The organism is Pseudarthrobacter sp. MDT1-22 (genome assembly GCF_054511035.1).
This window is the reverse complement of record NZ_JBTNDK010000010.1, coordinates 53,836-71,816: the sequence shown is the minus strand read 5'-3', so window position 1 is coordinate 71,816 and position 17,981 is coordinate 53,836. Positions and strand designations below refer to the sequence as shown.

16 protein-coding genes and 1 pseudogene are annotated in these 17,981 nt (G+C 67.2%); 12 read left to right on the top strand and 5 right to left on the bottom strand.

The genetic code is table 11. From position 1 onward, the window contains the following. Positions 1–217 precede the first annotated feature (217 nt). The 9 genes from ACX80M_RS10090 (at position 218) to ACX80M_RS10050 (ending at position 10,411) form a co-directional block, all read left to right on the top strand. Positions 218–709, top strand: coding sequence for a hypothetical protein (locus ACX80M_RS10090; protein ID WP_252600201.1), 492 nt, complete (start codon positions 218–220; stop codon positions 707–709). A gap of 14 nt (positions 710–723) precedes the next feature. Next, positions 724–1,233, top strand: a complete 510-nt coding sequence (msrB, locus tag ACX80M_RS10085; RefSeq protein WP_252600200.1) for a peptide-methionine (R)-S-oxide reductase MsrB — start codon at positions 724–726, stop codon at positions 1,231–1,233. Between the two features lie 154 nt (positions 1,234–1,387). Continuing rightward, on the top strand, positions 1,388–2,755 hold the full coding sequence (locus tag ACX80M_RS10080; RefSeq protein WP_252600199.1) for a DUF6421 family protein: 1,368 nt from the start codon (positions 1,388–1,390) through the stop codon (positions 2,753–2,755). After that, positions 2,752–3,516, top strand: coding sequence for an SDR family oxidoreductase (locus tag ACX80M_RS10075; RefSeq protein WP_252600198.1), 765 nt, complete (start codon positions 2,752–2,754; stop codon positions 3,514–3,516). Before ACX80M_RS10080 ends, ACX80M_RS10075 begins: the two co-directional genes overlap by 4 nt. 75 nt (positions 3,517–3,591) lie before the next feature. Then, complete coding sequence (locus ACX80M_RS10070; protein WP_252609204.1) at positions 3,592–4,707, top strand: threonine aldolase family protein; 1,116 nt, start codon at positions 3,592–3,594, stop codon at positions 4,705–4,707. Between the two features lie 61 nt (positions 4,708–4,768). Continuing rightward, positions 4,769–5,419 carry a DUF3000 domain-containing protein gene (locus ACX80M_RS10065; protein ID WP_252600197.1) on the top strand — a complete coding sequence of 217 codons (651 nt, stop codon included), beginning with the start codon at positions 4,769–4,771 and terminating at the stop codon, positions 5,417–5,419. 31 nt (positions 5,420–5,450) lie between these two features. Beyond that, positions 5,451–6,779 (top strand): HRDC domain-containing protein, encoded by a 1,329-nt coding sequence (locus ACX80M_RS10060; RefSeq protein ID WP_252614049.1) that lies wholly within the window; start codon positions 5,451–5,453, stop codon positions 6,777–6,779. Between the two features lie 120 nt (positions 6,780–6,899). Then, positions 6,900–8,198: a thiolase family protein gene (locus ACX80M_RS10055; RefSeq protein ID WP_252600195.1), complete on the top strand. Its 1,299-nt coding sequence runs from the start codon at positions 6,900–6,902 to the stop codon at positions 8,196–8,198. Continuing rightward, on the top strand, positions 8,195–10,411 hold the full coding sequence (locus ACX80M_RS10050; protein ID WP_459309522.1) for a 3-hydroxyacyl-CoA dehydrogenase NAD-binding domain-containing protein: 2,217 nt from the start codon (positions 8,195–8,197) through the stop codon (positions 10,409–10,411). The genes ACX80M_RS10055 and ACX80M_RS10050 overlap by 4 nt, the downstream gene beginning before the upstream one ends. Here the strand turns inward: ACX80M_RS10050 and ACX80M_RS10045 are convergent. The 3 genes from ACX80M_RS10045 to ACX80M_RS10035 form a co-directional block, all read right to left on the bottom strand. Continuing rightward, on the bottom strand, positions 10,397–11,851 hold the full coding sequence (locus ACX80M_RS10045) for an ABC transporter ATP-binding protein (RefSeq protein ID WP_459309521.1): 1,455 nt from the start codon (positions 11,849–11,851) through the stop codon (positions 10,397–10,399). The genes ACX80M_RS10050 and ACX80M_RS10045 overlap by 15 nt on opposite strands. A gap of 75 nt (positions 11,852–11,926) precedes the next feature. Then, complete coding sequence (locus tag ACX80M_RS10040) at positions 11,927–12,673, bottom strand: energy-coupling factor transporter transmembrane component T (RefSeq protein ID WP_252609171.1); 747 nt, start codon at positions 12,671–12,673, stop codon at positions 11,927–11,929. A gap of 10 nt (positions 12,674–12,683) precedes the next feature. Beyond that, a complete protein-coding gene (locus ACX80M_RS10035; protein WP_252600191.1) occupies positions 12,684–13,532 on the bottom strand; it encodes an ECF transporter S component in 849 nt (282 codons plus the stop codon). Between the two features lie 212 nt (positions 13,533–13,744). Between ACX80M_RS10035 and ACX80M_RS10030 the strand changes: the two are divergent. The 3 genes and pseudogenes from ACX80M_RS10030 to ACX80M_RS10020 form a co-directional block, all read left to right on the top strand. Then, a pseudogene (locus ACX80M_RS10030) lies at positions 13,745–14,119 on the top strand (phosphotransferase); the annotation flags it as partial. A 149-nt stretch (positions 14,120–14,268) separates the two neighbouring features. Beyond that, positions 14,269–14,655: a phosphotransferase gene (locus tag ACX80M_RS10025; protein ID WP_459309520.1), complete on the top strand. Its 387-nt coding sequence runs from the start codon at positions 14,269–14,271 to the stop codon at positions 14,653–14,655. A gap of 133 nt (positions 14,656–14,788) precedes the next feature. Continuing rightward, positions 14,789–16,060: an FAD-dependent oxidoreductase gene (locus ACX80M_RS10020; RefSeq protein ID WP_459309596.1), complete on the top strand. Its 1,272-nt coding sequence runs from the start codon at positions 14,789–14,791 to the stop codon at positions 16,058–16,060. Here ACX80M_RS10020 and ACX80M_RS10015 read toward each other — a convergent pair. Continuing rightward, the gene (locus ACX80M_RS10015) at positions 15,961–16,986 is read right to left on the bottom strand and encodes a nucleoside hydrolase (RefSeq protein WP_252609165.1); all 1,026 of its coding nucleotides are present in this window, start codon (positions 16,984–16,986) and stop codon (positions 15,961–15,963) included. The genes ACX80M_RS10020 and ACX80M_RS10015 overlap by 100 nt on opposite strands. A gap of 12 nt (positions 16,987–16,998) precedes the next feature. Next, the gene (locus ACX80M_RS10010) at positions 16,999–17,976 is read right to left on the bottom strand and encodes an aldo/keto reductase (protein ID WP_252600188.1); all 978 of its coding nucleotides are present in this window, start codon (positions 17,974–17,976) and stop codon (positions 16,999–17,001) included. Positions 17,977–17,981 lie beyond the last annotated feature (5 nt).

The following is a 17,981-nucleotide window of genomic DNA, read 5'->3' as shown; positions in this document are numbered from 1 at the left end:
GGCCGTCGGCCTGGGTCGGAACTGCCGCCGTCAACGTGGAGGTGCGCGTGGAAGGTGCCATGGAACCATTCTTACTGCCGCAGACGGGTTGACCATATTCCGTCCGGCACGTGGCATCGGAATTCTGCCGGCCCCGGGGACGCCGCGCTCATGACACCGCGTGCACCGTGCGGCCCAAATGGATGCAGGCGCCGGTGCGCACGACTAGGCTGATGCCATGAGCGATCCAATCGTCATCCTGACCGAAGAACCCCTGGGCGCGGACGACCGCGTCAACATAGAACGCCTGGTGGACGGGCAGGACACTCCCCTTGTCCTGCTGGTTCCAGGGAACACTGAACGGCATCTGCTGGTGGATTTCCTTGAGAATCTCTCCCTGCTGGACGTTGCTAAGGCGTTCCGCGAACTGACCGCCCACGCCCCGGACCCCACCGTTGAACGGGCCGAGGCTGCAGAGACACTGTCCGTCTCGCTTGCCGCCTTGGAGGGGCTGGGCGCAGGGGTAACGGGCGAGGTAGTGGACGGCGGGGCCGTTAAAGGCCTCGTTGCCAAGGTCAAGGAACTCGGCGCAGCCCAGGCAGTGGTGATCACCCGTCCCCACGCAGTTGCGGATACGTTCCACACGGACTGGGCCAACAAAGCCCAGGACCAGTTGGGGCTCCCCGTGCTCCACCTGTATGCCGGTTCGGGATTTATCGGCGACTCCTGAGCGTTGAGCTGACTATGAGCATCTTTGGTAAGAGCATCTTCGAGAACAAGGCCACGGATTCCGTCCCCGTTCCGGCTGCCGACGCCGTCGCTGCGGAACCCGCCTACCGGAAATCCGACGCCGAGTGGCGGCAGGAACTCACGCCGGAGGAGTACCACGTGTTGCGGCAGGCGGGTACGGAGCGCCCCTTCACCGGCGAGTACGTGGACACCCATACGGAGGGTGTCTACCAATGCCGTGCCTGTGGCACCGAGCTCTTCCGGAGCAACGAAAAATTCGACTCGCATTGTGGCTGGCCGTCCTTCTGGGCACCGCTCGCCGAGGGAACCGTCCGTTACATCCACGACCGGACGCTCGGCATGAAGCGGGTGGAGGTACGGTGCGCGCACTGTGATTCACACCTGGGCCACGTATTTGAGGGTGAGGGCTACGGCACGCCCACGGACCAGCGCTTCTGCATCAATTCGGTGTCCCTGAAACTGGTGCCGCGCGGCGCTGCGGGGGAAGAATCCACGAAGTCCTGAGTCCGCCAGCCGTGGCTCCGCCTACATCTGGCGGAGCCGCGAGGCGCCTCGAGCCCGAGAGTATCTTATGCCCAGGCTCGATTTGAGTTAGAGACTCTGGTTGCTTGCTACGCTCGCCGTAGATGCCCCAAGCAATGAGAAAGGCAGTCACACCATGACCGTCACCGTGACCGTGGCCCCTACGAGGATCACCGCCGAAAATCCCGCCTGGCTCCGCCTCAGGAGCGCCGCCGAATCCCTGCAGGCACTGCAGGTCCAGGACGGCTCCGTGCCTGATGCCGGCCATCACGCCGAGGCAGCCCTGCAGGTTGCCGCCATCACGGAGTCGCTTGCCGAACTGGCACCGCTGTTCCCGCACGACGCGGCCTACCTTGACGCCGTCGTCGCTGATTTCCAGGCGTGGGCCACGGCTGGATTCGCCGTCCCGGACTTCCTCGCATCGCTGCTGGCGTTCCAGCCCCAGCTGCAGCGCCAGGACGGCCTGCAGCATGTTGTCATCTTCCCCATGTACACCCAGAACGGAAGCAGCAGCCGGCTCGTGGAGGCCGTACTGATCGAGGTCATCTGGCCCGATTTTGTGGCCGGCCTTGAGGCCGGGGACTATTCCAACAAGCTCTTTGTGCCCATCCGGTTCCTGGACTTCACCCGCGGCTACAACACCAACTCGGCGGTGCTGTTCCCCGAAACCGTGGCCGTCCGGGCGACACCCACGTTCACCTGGGGCGCTATTTTTGCGGACCGGGAAGCTGCCCGGTTCCGCCGGGTCCTGCGCGCGGCGGCAGACATCACCTCCCTGGACCTGCCCGCGGGCGCCGCGGAACTCCTGGCCGACCAGGAACTGACCGAGGCCACGTTTGTGATGTGGGACCTGATCCATGACCGGACCCACATGCGCGGGGACCTGCCCTTTGACCCGTTCATGATCAAGCAGCGGATGCCCTACTTCCTGTATTCGCTGGAAGAACTGCGCTGCGACCTCACAGCCTTCCGTGAATCCGTCCGGATCGAACAGGACGAAGACGCCGGGCCGGAAGCACGCCGGCACGCGAAACTGGTGCAGTACGCCATCATCTTCGACCGGATCTTCCGCTTCGCGATCACCGGCAACCGGGTGCGCAACTACGACGGGCTCGGCGGACAGTTGCTCTTCGCCTGGCTGCATCAGCACCACGTCCTGCACTGGACCGACAGCCGGCTCAGCATCGACTGGGACCAGGTGGCGGACGCGGTGATCGGCCTCGGCGCCTCGATCGACGAGCTCTACTGGCGTTCCATTGACCGGCCGAAGATGGCCCATTGGCTTGCCGCGTACCAGCTGATCTCCGCCACGGTTACGCCCAACCCCGCATCAGTCTGGGCCAAGGGCCCCGACGCGCTTCCCGTCGCCGGTCCGCCCCGCGGCCTCACCGACCAGGTGCTGGACGACGAATTTCCGCTGTCCATGTTCTACGAAGCCTTGGAGAAGAAAATGCGTCCAGTCATCGAATCCACCGCCGGCATCACCGCAGCGTCCGCGCTGTGAGCGAAACCGACGCACCGCCGGTGGCTCCTGTTCCGGACCATGCCCCCGGGCTGAACGTCCTGGTCACCGGCGGCAGCGGACCGTCCGGGATCGCGGTGGCCGGGGCCTTGCACCAGGCGGGGTTCCGGGTCTTCACGGTTGGCGCGGACAGGACGCGCATCGACGCTGCGGCGAGGCGGGCGGGCGAGGGCGTCACTCCCCTGGTGTGCGATCTTGCGGATCTCGCCGACGTCCAGGCCCTCCGGAAGACCCTTCTGGCCGAAACCGCCGGGCGCGTGGACGGAGTCATCCACCTCGTCGGCGGCTGGCGCGGCGCCAAGGGCATCACGGACCAAAGTGACGCCGACTGGGACTTCCTGGAGCGCGGCGCCGTCACGACGCTCAGGAATGTGTCCCGGGTCTTTTACACCGACCTGGCCGCCGCCGGAACCGGAAGGTTTGCCGTGGTGTCCTCCACCGCGGTGGACAAGCCCACGGCGGCGACGGCCAGCTACGTGGCGGCGAAGGCCGCCGCCGAGACCTGGACCCTGGCGATGGCGGAGGGCCTGGCCCGCGGGGCTGCGGATGAGGGCACCGCCTTGCGCGGCGCCGCCGTCGTCCTGGTGGTGAAAGCTCTGGTGGACGCGGAACTCCGGAAGGCGCACCCGGAACGGACCTTCCCCGGCGCCACCGACGTTGAGGACCTGGCCGCCGCCGTCGTCGGGCTGTTCAGCCGCCCGGCAGCCGAACTGAACGGCCAGCGCCTGCTCCTGACCCCCTGACCGCAAATTCCGCTGACAGGCTGGCCCCGGACCGGCCGGACCCAACCTCCCTAGACTGAGAACGTGAGCAAAGCAATGACAACAACGGCAGATGCCGCCCCTCGGGTTGAAAATCCCGCCGCCCGGCTGCATGACGCGTCCGTCCGCGGTTTCGCGTCGGACAACTACTCGGGTGTTCACCCGGAGGTCCTGGCCGCCCTCGCGGCTGCCAACGAGGGCCACCAGGTGTCCTACGGCGAGGACGACTACACAACACGGCTGCAGGAGCTGATGGAGGAGCACTTCGGCACCGGCATCGAATGCTTCCCGGTGTTCAACGGCACCGGGGCCAACGTGCTTTCCCTGCAGTCGCTGCTCCCGCGCTGGGGGGCTGTGGTGTGCGCTTCGACGGCGCACATCAATATGGACGAAAACGGCGCTCCGGAACGGATTGGCGGGATCAAACTCCTGCATGTCCCCACCCAGGACGGCAAGCTGACGCCGGAGCTGATTGACCGCGAGGCGTGGGGCTGGGGCGATGAACACCGGGCACAGCCGCTGGCAGTGTCCATCACCCAGACCACCGAGCTTGGCACCTGCTACACCCCGGATGAGGTCCGGGCCATCGCCGATCATGCCCACGCCAAGGGCATGAAACTCCACATGGACGGCGCGCGGCTGGCCAACGCCGCCGCGCACCTAAACGTGCCGTTGCGGGCCTTCACCCGCGACGCCGGCGTGGACATCCTCTCCTTCGGCGGCACCAAAAACGGGCTGCTGTACGGCGAAGTGGTTGTGGCCCTGAACCCCGAAGCGGCCCACGGCCTGAAGTTCCTGCGCAAGATGAACATGCAGCTTGCCTCGAAAATGCGCTTCCTGTCGGCCCAGTTCATCGCCCTGTTGGAAGGCGACCTGTGGCTCCGTTCGGCGTCGCACGCCAACGCCATGGCCGCACGCCTCCGCGCCGCGGTGGACTCGATCGAGGGTGTGGAGCCCACGCAGAAGACGGAGTCCAACGGTGTGTTTGCCGTCCTGCCGGCTGGCATAGCTGACCGCCTGCGGGAGTCCTTCCGGTTCTACGACTGGGATGAAGCCGCCCGCGAGGTCCGCTGGATGTGCTCCTTCGACACCAGTGAGGATGATGTCGACGCCTTTGTGGCCGCGATCCGAAGGGAACTTGCGGCCCATCACGCGGGCAAGGAGGCCGGATAGCATGGGCCGGCCGACGGCGAGCCTGCACTGCCTCCCCCCTGCTGTTGCGTAATCTGCGAAGGTGAACGCACTAGCCCAGGTTCCCCCGGAATTTCTCCACGCCTTGGGAACCCTCAGGAAGGCCCAATGCCGCAGTGAACTGCGCCTGGCGGAAATTCCCGCCCCGGCGCGCCTGGCACCGTTCGCCGTGGCGCTCGGGGCCGAGGTCATGGCGCCCGGACCGGGCAGCGGCACCACACCGGTCCACGGGCCCGCCGCCATGGCCCTGGCCGCGGCGTCCGGCACCGAGGACGACGACGACACCGAGTTGGCCACGGGCCGCTTCATCCTGCTGCACGACCCGGAAGGCTCAGCAGTCTGGGACGGCGAATTCCGGATTGTCACCTACATTCGGGCCCAGCTTGAGCCCGAAATGGGCAATGACGAAATGCTGGGCACCGTCGCTTGGACCTGGCTCGTGGAGGCCCTGGAGAATCACAAGGCCCCCTACCGGGCGGCCGGCGGGACCGCCACCCGCGTCCTATCGGAGAGTTTTGGAACACTTTCCGACCGGCCCGGGTCGATCGATATCGAGCTGCGCGCTTCCTGGACTCCGGCGTCGTCGGACGTCACCGCCCATCTGGAAGCATGGTCAGACATGGTCTGTACGTTCGCCGGACTCCCCCCTCTGCCCGACGGCGTCACGGCCCTTCCGCGCCGGCGCCGGAACTAGGACTGCCCCGTGTCGGTAAACTGAAGGCATCATGACCCCTCATATTCCGGAAAACACCACGGCCGGCGCTCCGGCTGCTGATACCACTCCCCACATCACGGTGGAAGGCTTCGACAGCCAGGTCCCCGTAGTCATTGACCTCGACGCACCGCGCGACGGCGTGCCGCTGGTTATCGAAACGCAGTCCGGGCTGGAGCGGTGCGCGGCAGCCATCGCCGCCGGCACAGGGCCCGCAGGGGTTGATGCAGAACGGGCCTCAGGATTCCGGTACGGCCAGCGCGCGTTCCTGGTGCAGATCCGGCGCGAAGGCTCAGGTACCTGGCTGATCGATCCTGAACCGTTCGAGAACCTGTCCATCATCAACGATGCGCTCCAGGGGGTGGAATGGATCCTGCATGCAGCCAGCCAGGACCTGCCCTGCCTGCTGGAGCTGGGCATGTGGCCGGACAGGCTCTTCGATACGGAGCTCGCCGCACGGCTGGCCGGCCTGCCACGCGTTGGCCTGGCCGCCGTCATCGAACAGCTGCTCGGGTTTGGCCTGGCGAAGGAACATTCGGCCGCCGATTGGTCCACGCGGCCGCTGCCCGAGCCGTGGCTGCGCTACGCCGCCCTGGACGTGGAAGTCCTGACCGAGCTGCGCGAAGAACTCATCGAACTGCTGCAGGCCGACGGCAAGCTGGAATACGCCGAGCAGGAATTTGCCGCAATCCTTGCCGCCGGCGTCGCGCCTCCCCGGGTTGACCCCTGGCGCAAGACGTCGGGCCTGCACCAGATCCGCGACCGGCGCCAGCTGGCCGCGGTCCGCGAAATGTGGCTGGAGCGCGATTCCCTGGCGCAGAAGCGCGATGTGGCACCGGGACGGCTGATCCCAGATTCCGCCCTGGTGTCCGCCGCCAAGGCCATGCCGTCCACCGTTCCCCAGCTGCTCGGCACCAAGGGCTTCTATGGCCGTGCGGCTCAGCGTGAGGCACCCCGGTGGCTCCGGTGCATCGCCGCTGCCCGCGATCTTGAGGACCTTCCGCCGCTGCACCTGCCCACCAACGCACCGCCCCCGCCGCGGGTGTGGTCCGATCGGGACCCTGAGGCCGCCGCACGCCTGTCCACCGCCCGTCCGCTCCTGCAGGAGAAAGCGGAGGAACTGAACCTTCCCGTGGAGAATCTGCTGACGCCGGACTACCTGCGCCGCGTGGCGTGGCGTCCGCCGTCGGGCATAACCGAAGAAACAGTAGCCGCCGAGCTGCGCGCCCTCGGTGCCCGCGAATGGCAGATCGGCGTGGTGGCACCGCTTCTCACGGACGCGTTCCTCAACCCGCAACCTCTGCCGGCCAAGGAAACCAAGGCAACCGCAGCCACCGAGTAAACGCTCCTCACCGAGCCTTGCACACTATGTTACTGACGAGTAACATAGTGTGCACTGCCGTCCTGCCGAGTGCTGCCCTTTGGCCTCCGGACGGCGCCAACGTCTCGATGAGGAGTAAACGTGAGCCACCACGGAAGCAGCGGATCCCCGCGAACTGTCCGCGACGTCGTTTTTGTTGACGGCGTCCGCACACCCTTCGGCCGGGCCGGCGAGAAAGGCATCTACGCCGGAACCCGCGCCGATGACCTGATGGTGAAGTGCATCCGCGAACTTCTCCGCCGCAACCCCACCCTGCCCGCGGCCCGGATCGATGAAGTCGCTGTTGCCGCCACCACCCAGACCGGCGACCAGGGCCTGACCCTCGGCCGCACGGCCGCCCTCCTGGCAGGGCTCCCCCGCACTGTCCCCGGATTCGCCATCGACCGTATGTGCGCCGGCGCCATGACCGCGGTGACCACAACGGCGAGCGGCATCGGCTTCGGCGCCTACGACGTCGTCATCGCCGGCGGTGTGGAGCACATGGGCAACCACCCGATGGGCTCCGGCGCCGATCCGAACCCGCGCTTTATGTCCGAGCGGCTGGTTGACCCTGCCGCCCTGAACATGGGCAACACGGCCGAAAACCTGCACGACCGTTTTCCCGCCATCACCAAGGAACGCACAGACGCCTACGCGGTCGCCTCGCAGGACAAGCTCGCAGCCGCATACGCCCAGGGCCAGATCCAGCCTGACCTCGTTCCGGTCGCTACCCTGAAGCCGGGACAGGGCTGGACGGTGAACAGCGTTGATGAACCGCCCCGGCCGGGCACCACGCTCGAGGACCTGGCGGCCCTGCGGACTCCCTTCCGCGCCCACGGCCGCGTGACGGCAGGCAACGCCGCCGGCCTGAACGACGGCGCCACGGCCGCCGTCCTGGCGTCCTCGGAAGCTGCCGCGGAACTGGGCCTGCCGGTCAAGATGCGGCTGGTCAGCTACGCCTACGCCGGCGTCGAACCGGAGGTCATGGGCATCGGCCCCGTGCCCGCCACCGAAAAAGCACTGAAGAACGCCGGCCTCAGCATTGAGGACATCGGACTCTTCGAGATCAATGAAGCCTTTGCCGTGCAGGTCCTGAGTTTCCTGGACCACTTCGGAATTTCCGACGACGACCCCCGCGTGAACCGGTACGGCGGCGCCATCGCAGTGGGCCACCCCCTCGCCTCCTCCGGGGTCAGGCTGATGAACCAGCTCGCGCGGCAGTTCGAAGAAGATCCCTCGGTCCGGTACGGGATCACCACCATGTGCATAGGCTTGGGCATGGGCGCCACCGTCATCTGGGAAAACCCGCGTCACTCGAAATACACAGATTACAGCGGCGCCGTCGCAGCAGTCGTCCAGGAAGCAAACTCAGTAGCCACCACCGAAGGAGCCGCAGCATGAGCGCCGCCGATTTCACCAAGCTTGCCGAGCTCTTCCCCGACGAAACCGTGACCCACTCGTACGTCCAGGACATCAAGCTGCCTGCCGCCCCCAGCCAGCAGAGCCCCGGAGTGTTCGTGCTGATCACCCTGGACAACGGCCTGGACCACTCCAAACCCACCACGCTGGGACCCAATACCCTGGTGGAGCTGGGCACCGTCCTGGAGGGCCTGAAGGAGCGTGCGGCACGCGGCGAGATCGTGGGTGTGGGCGTGACGGGCAAACCGTACTTCCTCGTGGCCGGCGCCGACCTGTCCGCGGTGAAGTCGCTGGAGAATCGCGATCATGGCCTGTGGATGGCCCAGCTCGGGCATGACGTTTATGCCACGCTGGCTAACCTCGGCGTTCCCAGCTTCGCGTTCATCAACGGCGTTGCCCTGGGCGGCGGCCTGGAGATCGCCCTGCAGTCCACCTACCGCACGGTGTCCACCGGCGCCGGCGCGCTGGCGCTTCCCGAGGCCTTCATCGGCCTGGTCCCCGGCTGGGGCGGCGTCTACATCCTGCCGCGCCTGATCGGACCCGAGAACGCGGTCAAGGTGATGATCGAGAACCCGCTCAGCAACAACCGGACGCTCAACGGGCCGCAGGCCTTCCAGCTCGGTATCGCCGACGCCCTGTTCGAACCGGCAGACTTCCTGGAACAGTCCCTCGCCTGGGCGGCCACCGTCATCACCGGCGAGGTGGTCCCGGCACGGGCCAACGCCGTGGATCCCGCTGATCCCGCCGTTGCCGGGCGCTGGTCCGCAGCAGTCGCCGCCGGCCGGACGTTCGTGGAGGCCAAGACCTCCAATGCCTCGCCTGCGCCGGCCAAGGTCCTGGACATCCTCGACGCCAACCGGACCATGTCCCGGGCCGAATCGGCCGCCTTCGAGTGCGAAACCCTCGCCGGTCTGATGCAGACAGACGAGTTCCGCGCTACGGTCTACGCGTTCCTGGATTTGGTCCAGAAGCGTTCCAAGCGGCCTGCGGGCGCACCGGACCGTAAGCTCGCCCGTCCGGTCACCAAGATCGGCGTCGTGGGGGCGGGCCTCATGGCCAGCCAGCTGGCCCTTTTGTTCGCCCGCCAGCTCAAGGTCCCCGTGGTGATGACGGACATCGACCAGGCCCGTGTGGACAAGGGCGTGGGCTACGTCCACGCCGAGGTGGACAGGCTCCTCGGCAAGAAACGGATCAGCCAGGACGCAGCCAACCGCACCAGGGCACTGGTCACGGGATCGGTCTCCAAGGAGGCCTTCGTGGACGCGGACTTTGTCATTGAGGCTGTCTTCGAAGAGCTGAACGTCAAGAAGCAGGTCTTCGCCGAGGTGGAGGCAATCGTCTCGCCGGAATGCATCCTCGCCACCAACACGTCCTCGCTGTCCGTCACGGCCATGGCCGAAGACCTCGCGCACCCGGAACGGCTGGTTGGCTTCCACTTCTTCAACCCGGTGGCCGTGATGCCGCTGCTCGAAATCGTGCGGGCACCCAAGACCGACGACGCCGTGCTGGCCACCGCTTTTGAGCTGGCCAAGGGCCTGAAGAAGACCGCGGTGCTGGTCAAGGATGCGCCGGCCTTTGTGGTCAACAGGATCCTGCTGCGGCTGATGGGCGAAGTGACGGCCGCGTTCGACGAAGGCACCCCTGCCGAGGTCGCCGACACGTCGCTGCGTCCCATGGGCCTGCCGATGACGCCGTTCACGCTGGGTGCCATGGTGGGCCTGCCGGTTGCCCAGCATGTCCAGGAGTCCCTCCACGCCGCTTTCGGAGACCGCTTCGCTGTGTCCACGAACCTGCAGAAACTGATCGAGAACGGCGTGAAATCGCTCTGGGCCCCGGCGGCCGACGGCTCCCAGGAGATCCCGGAGTCCACCCTGTCGCTGATGTCCTTCGGCACGTCACCGTCCACCGGGGACGACGTGCTGCGCCGTGTGCAGGACGCCCTCGCCGAGGAGATCGGGCTGATGCTGGATGAGGGCGTAGTGGCCGGTCCTGAAGACATCGACCTCTGCATGATCCTCGGCGCTGGCTGGCCGATGTTCCTGGGCGGCATCACGCCGTACCTGGACCGTGTTGGCGCCTCCGAACGGGTCAACGGCAGGCGCTTCCTGGCGCCGGGCGTCGCGTCGGGCCTGACGGGTCAGTCCTCCGAATCGGTCAGCCCGGATGCAGCCACCCCGGAATCAGTCCGCGGGTAGCAGGCGGCCGGCCTCGATCCGCACCAGCCGGTGCGCGATGGACCGGGCGTAGTCCAGGTCGTGGGTGACCAGCACGACGGCGGCGCCCTCCGCCGTCGTGCTGCGCACCACCCGGTCCAGCGCGGCCAGCCCATGGCCGTCCAGGGAAACGGTCGGTTCGTCCAGGGCAAGGACTGGGGGACGCCGGGCAAGCACTGTGGCCAGTGCCAGAAGCCGCTGCTGGGACGCTGGCAGTTCGGCCGGGTGCCGCCCGGCAAGGTGCTCCAGGCCAACGGCGGCGAGGGCCTGCCGCACCGCCTGGTCAGCCGCCAGCTGCCCACGCTCGAGTCCGAAGCGGACTTCCCGTTCCACGGTCCGCTCAAACAGCTGGTCCCTGGGCTGCTGGAAAAGCAGCCCCACGTCACCGGACACCCGTCCCGCGGGCTGTCCGCCGATGTTCCGACCCTTCACCAGCACGCTGCCTGCTGTTGGTTGGAGCAAACCGTTGAGGTGCCTAAGCAGCGTCGACTTTCCGGCGCCGTTGGGACCTGTCACCGCCAGGATCTCGCCCGCGCTGACGGTCAGGCTGAGTCCGTGCAGGACCGGGTCAGCCGGCGGGCCCGGTTGTGCCCTGAACCAGCCTCTGCGCTGTGTCCCCCGGTACGTGAACGAGACGTCACGCAGCTCCAAAGCCGGCGGACCGTCGACGACGGGTGGAAAGCCGGCTTCTGCCAGCGGCCGGGGACCTGTATCTGGACGGGGGCGGACCACTCCCGCCAGTTCCAGCGCCCCGGCAGCCACGACTTCTGCCGGCGTGCCAGCCCCGGCCACGGTACCGCCGGCAAGGACCAGCCAGGTACCGGCGTTGTGCAGGAAGGCATCGGCCCGCTGGCTCAGGATCACGACGGCGGTGCCGTCCTGGACGAGTTTCCGCACCAGGGCAGCAAGGTCTTCGGCTCCGTCCGTGTCGAGGGAGGCGAAGGGTTCGTCCAGGATGAGAACCGCGGGGCGGGCAATGACCGCGCAACCGATGGCCAGGCGGCGCAGCTGGCCACCGGAAAGCGTGGCAGGATCCCGGTTCAGCAGCCGGGTCAGGCCGGTCAGTGCTGCCGCGTGCCGGACGGCGCCGGCCATCGTCGCACGGTCAATCCCCGCGTTTTCCAGCCCGAACGCCAGCTCCTCGGCCACCGTGGCACGGACCGTGGACAGGGCGGCGGAGGGATCCTGCGGCACAAAGCCCACCTGGCGGCCCCAGCTCCCGGGATCGATCCGCGGATCGGCGGCTGTTCCGGTGAACCGGAGCCGCGTGCCAGCAAGCTCGAGAAAACCCGTGAGTGTCCCGCCGTCGCCGGGCAGCAACCAGCCGGCGAGCAGGCGTCCCAGCGTCGACTTGCCGCTGCCGGATCCGCCGAGCACGGCTGTCAGCGATCCCGCGGCGAAGGCCACGTCGAGGCCAGCCATAACCGGTTCCTGCTCGCCGGAGAAGACAAATTCTTCGATACCCGCTGCCAGGGCCGGAGGTGAGCCTTGCGCCACTTAAGAAGCACCCGCCGTCGGCTGCCAGAGGCGGGCGGCGATGGCCGCCACCGCCGCCAACACCAGCACGAGGCGAACCCACCGCTGGATCGGAGAATCCTGGACCGCCCGGTAACTGGTGTGTTGCCCGGCGCTGCCGAACCCGCGGGCCTGTAAGGCTGCCGCGCGGGTGCCGGCTTCCTCCACGAGGGACAGCACCAGGGGCACCGCCTGCCACCGGAACGCGCCTGCGCGCCCGACAATTCCAGGCCTGATCACCAGGCCACGCGCTTCCTGGGCCTGCCGGATGCGCCCCAGCCGTGAACTGATGGCCGGCAGCAGTGTCAGGGTGGAGGCGAGCACAAACGCGAACCGCGCGTGGACGCCGCGGGCGGACAGGGCAGCCACCAGGTCCGGGACACTTATGGTGAAGGAACATAGCAGCAGCACCAGCACCGCCGCGGAAAGCTGTGCAGCCCGCTCGAGGGCAAAATGAAGCCCTTCCACGGTGACCCGCGCAGGGCCCCACCGCACCAGGACCGTGGTGCCCTCCGGAAAAAAGAGTCCGTGCATGGCCAGCAGTGACAGGACCAGCGGAGCCAGGATGACCGCCACCGCCGGCAGCATCCGGCGGGCCACTCCCCCGGCTACCGACAAGCCCGCGGCCGCGGCGATCACGGTGAGGGACAGCGGCCAGCTGGCAGCCGCCGTCGTGATGACTGCAGTGCTGCCGGCAGCCGCCAGCGACGTCATGGGGTGCAGACGCATCAGGGGTGGGTCAGGCGTCCTGGCCGGCGGATTTTCCGGTGGATTCGCCGGTGGGCTGGCTGATGGCTGTTCCGGCAAGCACGCGGTGCCGCCGGACAAACGGGAACTGCAGGCGGGTGCGGCGCGGCAGGGCGTACACCAAGACGGCCACCAAGGTGAAGACGATGGCCTTGTCCATGGGGTCCGAGATCAGGGCCTGCTTGGTGATGGCCGCCAGGAGGGTGTCACCCATGGAGCGGAATGCGCTGACGATGGCGCCGGTGGCCAGGCCGGAGGTGCCGCCGAAGACGAACGCGGCAACGGGAGCGGAGACCACACCGCCGATGATGCCGGCCAGGAACCCTGCCACCGGTGCCAGGTAGAAGCGCCGGAACAGGCCGTGGCGTGCGGCGACGCCGGCCAGGAAGCCGATCAGGGCGGCACCGGCGGCGAACGGCAGGACGGTGGGGTTGAAGAAGGACCAGACAATGCTGCTGAGGGCGCCCGTGGCTGCTCCGGCGGCGGGTCCGGCCAGGACGGCGATCAGGACGGTGCCGATGGCGTCGAGGTAGAAGGGCACCAAGGTGCTGCCCACGAACTGGCCCAGGACAATATTCAGGACCAGTGCCACCGGAATCAGCACCAGCGTGGACACGGGCAGTGTGGGCAGTACGCCGATTATCAGCAGCACGGCCCCCACGAGGAAGCCGGACAGGGCGATCAGGGCCGACGCGCTGCCGGGGCCGCCGGTGATGTCCGCGGGCTGGTTCAACACCAGGTAGATGTACGTGCCGGCGATGGCCAACGCTCCGAGGGTTTCCAGCAAGCGGCGGTTCCGGGCAGTGGCCGGTGACGGCAAGGTGAGGGAGGGCGATGACATGGCGTTCCTTCTGGGATGCAGGCTGTGGCGCCCGGATGGCCCGGGCGGTGAGGAACGCCGCCTATGTCACCTCGGCGGCAGCCGGGGGCGTCTGCGCCGGCCCGGATCCGGCATCAGTCTACCGGTTCCGGGACCCGCCAAGCCGGGCGTTGCATGTCGGTGTGACCAGAGAGGTTCCCCGCGAACTGCTGACCTGTGTTTGAGTTAGAGACATGGCCTCCCTGCATACGGACGAAGTTAACCTCAAGGAGAAGACAGTCCGCCGACTCATCAATCACCAGTTCCCTGCCTGGGAGCACCTGGCCCTCTCGCCTGCCGGGGAAGGCACAGACAATCGCATGTTGCGCCTGGGCGATGATCTGGTGGTGAGGTTGCCGCGGACGTCGGGCACCGCGGCCGATGTGGCCAAGGAACAGACATGGCTGCCGCGCCTTGCACCGCACCTTCCGCTCAGCATTCCCGAGCCTGTGGCAATCGGCAGGCCGGATGAAAGCTACCCGTTCCCCTGGTCGGTGTACCGGTGGGTCGACGGTACAGAGCTGAACCCGGAAAGTGAGCAGGATCTGTCCCGGCTCGGCCGGGACCTGGCTGGCTTTGTCCGCGCCCTCCACAGCATCGACCTCATGGGCGCACCGCGGGAAGAGCCACTGTTGTCGTACCGTGGCGGCAGTCTGCGGGATCTCTCACCGGGACGTCAGCGAACCTCGACGCCTGCCGCGGCATACAGGGACTCCAGTTGGATCTCGACGGCCTGCAGTCCATCTGGCAAGCGGCGTTGGAACTCGATCAGCCACGGTTGGCGCACACCTGGATGCACACCGACCTCAAGCCCTCCAACCTCCTGGTCCGAAACAGCGTGCTGGTGGGGGTGGTCGATTTCGGCGGTCTCTCGGTCGGTGATCCGACCTGCGAGCACGCCGCGGTCTGGGATCTCCCGGCCGAAGCCAGGCATGCGTACGCCGAGGAACTGGGCCTCGACAAAAGCACGCGGCTGCGCGCTCGTGCCTGGGCGTTGGCCATCACACTGTCGGGGGTTCCCTACTACTGGTCCACCTGGCCGGACTTCGCACAGGAGTGCGTTCGCAGGCTTCAACTGATTCTGCGGGACACGGACGATGTGTAACGCGGGGACCTCACAACGTGTCCCGGAAGCGGACCGGTTGACGGAACCTGGAACCCGCCAAACTAAGCTGCAATTAGCCGCCACTCCTGGCTAACAGTCACACTTGCCGTCCTGACCTTTCCGAAAGGCACAAATACCCCCTTACGACCTGGCCATCATCGGATCCGGATCCGGCAATTCGCTGATCACGCCGTTCTGGGATGACAAGAAGGTAGCCATGATCGACGCCGGCGTGTTCGGCGGCACGTGCCTGAACGTCGGCTGCATCCCCACGAAGGTGTTTGTGTACCCGGATACCTTGGCGGCCGCGCCCAGGGAGGCCGCCCGCCTGGGTGTGGACCTGAGCCTGGACAAGGTGCGGTGGAATGAGCTGCGGGACAGGATCTTTGGCCGGATTGATTCGATTTCCGAGTCCGGCCGCCGCTACCGCGCGGAGGAATTGAAGAATGTGGACCTATACCAGGAACACGTCCGGTTCACCGGTCCGCGGACGCTCACCACTGATTCCGGGGTGGAGCTCACCACGGACCGCGTGGTGGTGGCCGCGGGTTCCCGGGCTGTGCTCCCCGACGTGCCGGGGATCGGCCTGCCGCACGTGCACACCTCGGACACCGTGATGCGCCTCGACGGTCCGCCCGAGCGGGTGGTGGTGGGCGGCGGGTACATCGAGGACAACGGCGACGGCAGCGTCACCGTTGTGTTCGCCGACGACGACGGCAAACCTCTGCGGGTCGCGGCGGACATCGTCCTGATGGCCACCGGGCGGGTGCCGAACACCGACCGGCTGGGCGCGGACGCCGCCGGCTTTGACCTGGATGAGGACCATACCCTGTCCGTGGACGCGAACCTCCGGGTCCTCGCCGGCGGCAAACCCGTTGACGGTGTCTATACCCTGGGTGACATCGCCAATAGCTACCAGCTCAAGCGCGTCGCCAACCGGGAGGCCCGGGTGGTGGCGCATAACCTGGAACACCCGGACCGGCTCCGGACCAGCGACTACACCGCAGTGCCGTTTGCGGTATTCAGCAATCCGCAGGTGGCCTCCGTGGGCCTGACCGAGGATGAAGCCCGGTCCCAGGCAACAGCCGGGACAGACGTTGTGACCGCCGTCCAGGACTACGGCTCCACTGCCTACGGCTGGGCCATGGAGGACGAGGAAGGGGTGGTCAAGCTTGTGGCCGAGCGGTCCACCAGCTCGCGCGGGGACCGTACTGGATCCATCCGGCCCTCATGGAAGTGGTGGAGAACGCCCTGCTCGCGCTGGACGTGGACGTGCCTGAAAACGCGCCGCTGTAGGGCGAACGTTCAGCGCAGCCGCGCCGCGAGGCCGCCGACGGACCGTATCAATTCCCCGAAGGCCTGCTCAGGGTTGTTGTTCGAGACGATCCGGGCATTTGGCGGGTGATTCCACAGGTTCCGGTAATCGGCCACGGTGGTCCCCATCAGCAGGGGCGATTCAACCTCGACGTCCACGGTGGCCAAGCGGGTTGCGTAATCGAGCGTCCCGGCGGCCACACCGGCAGCGAAGTAGTCGTGGACGTGCGCCAGGTAGCCCTGGCCGTAGAGACGGTGAAACTCAAAGTAGAAGCGAAGGGCATCGGACAGGTGCCGCACCAGCGGACTGTCGGCCGTGCTCCTGAGCCCTTCAGGCTGCTTCGGCAGGACCAGCTCCCGCTCACTGCAGCCGGCCGCCTCCGCGAGCCGCAACACATGCTCCGGCCGCAGCTCGATCCGCTCAGTGGTGTCCAGTGAACAGACAATGGGCAGCCGGTCCACCGGCAGGCCGCGGTAGGCCGCATAAACTTCCTTGGCCGCCTGCGGATCAACGTGAGTATTCCATTCGGCGGTGGGAGTGGTGTTCCCCTGGTGGTAGAAGCTGCCGCCCATGATAACTACCTTGCCCAGCAGTTCTGGCAGCCGAGGTTCGCGGCGGATGGCCAGCGCGAAGTTCGTCAGCGGCGCCGTGATCAGGGCCGTGAGCTCCCCCGGATGTGCCCGGGCCGCCTCCACCCACAGGTCGGCGGCGTGCCGCGCCGAGACCGTCCCGGACGGCGGCGGCAGGACGGCGTGGCCAATGCCCTGGGGACCATGGGTTTCGGGCGTGGTCACCAGCGGAATGCTCAGCGGAGCGGATGCCCCCACGGCGACCTCCACCCCGGTGCGTCCGCACAGTTCCAGCATGGCGAGGGTGTTCCGCGCCACCTGGTGTGCGTCCACGTTCCCGGGCGATGCCGTCACGGCCACGAACTCCACCTCCGGCAAGGAGGCCAGGTAAGCCAGCGCCAGGGCATCGTCGATCCCGGTATCAACGTCCAGTAGTAGCTTGGTCATCTGCGGAGTTTCCTAAAAGAGCGCAACTTTGGGGACCTTCGGGAAGATCGCATCCAGTTCCGCGAGCTCTGCCGGCGACGGCACCCAGGCCGCAGCGGCCGCATTTTCGCGGACCTGCTCCGGCCTGGTGGCGCCGGCGATCACGCTGCTGACGGCAGGCTGGGCCGCGAGCCAGGAGAAGGCCACCTGGATCTCGGTCAGGCCGCGGACTGCCGCGAAGGAACTGAAACGCTGGAGCTGGTCCCAGTCGGCGTCGTGCACCATGTTGGTCCGCGTATGGCTCAGCCGCGACCCCGCCGGAGCCGAGCCCGGCGAATACTTGCCCGTCAGCAGGCCGTTGGCCAGCGGGAAGTAAGGCAGGACACCCAGGCCGTAGGCTTCTGCCGCCGGGGTGACCTCGAGTTCTGCCCGCCGGTCCAGGAGGTTGTAGTGGTTCTGCGTCGAAATGAAACGTGTGCCGCCGGCGGCCCGGGCCACAAATTCCGCCTCGGCAATCTGCCAGCCGGCGCGGTTGGAGTGTCCGATGTAGCGGACCTTGCCGCTGGAGACAACGTCATCGAGGGCACTCAGTGTCTCCTCGATGGGGGTCAGGGGGTCAGGCGTGTGGAACTGGTAAAGGTCGATCCAGTCCGTGCCCAGCCGCCGCAGCGAGGCCTCCACCGCACGGACTATGTAGCGCCGTGACCCCCGGGCCCCAAAGTCGTTGCCATTGGCACCCCGGACGTCCATGCCGAACTTGGTGGCCACCACCGCATCATCCCGCTTGCCGGCCAGGGCCTTGCCCAGCATCGTCTCGCTGAGTCCGGGCTCCCGCCCGTAGTTGTCAGCAACATCGAAAAGCGTCACGCCGGCGTCGAGGGCGGCATGAACGACGGCGTCAGTCCCCGCCTGCGATTCGGTCACCGTATTGGCACGGCCCAGGTTGTTGCAACCGAGCCCCACCACGGAGACGGTCAGCCCGGAGTTTCCCAGGCGTCGGTAGTCAGGCATGGATT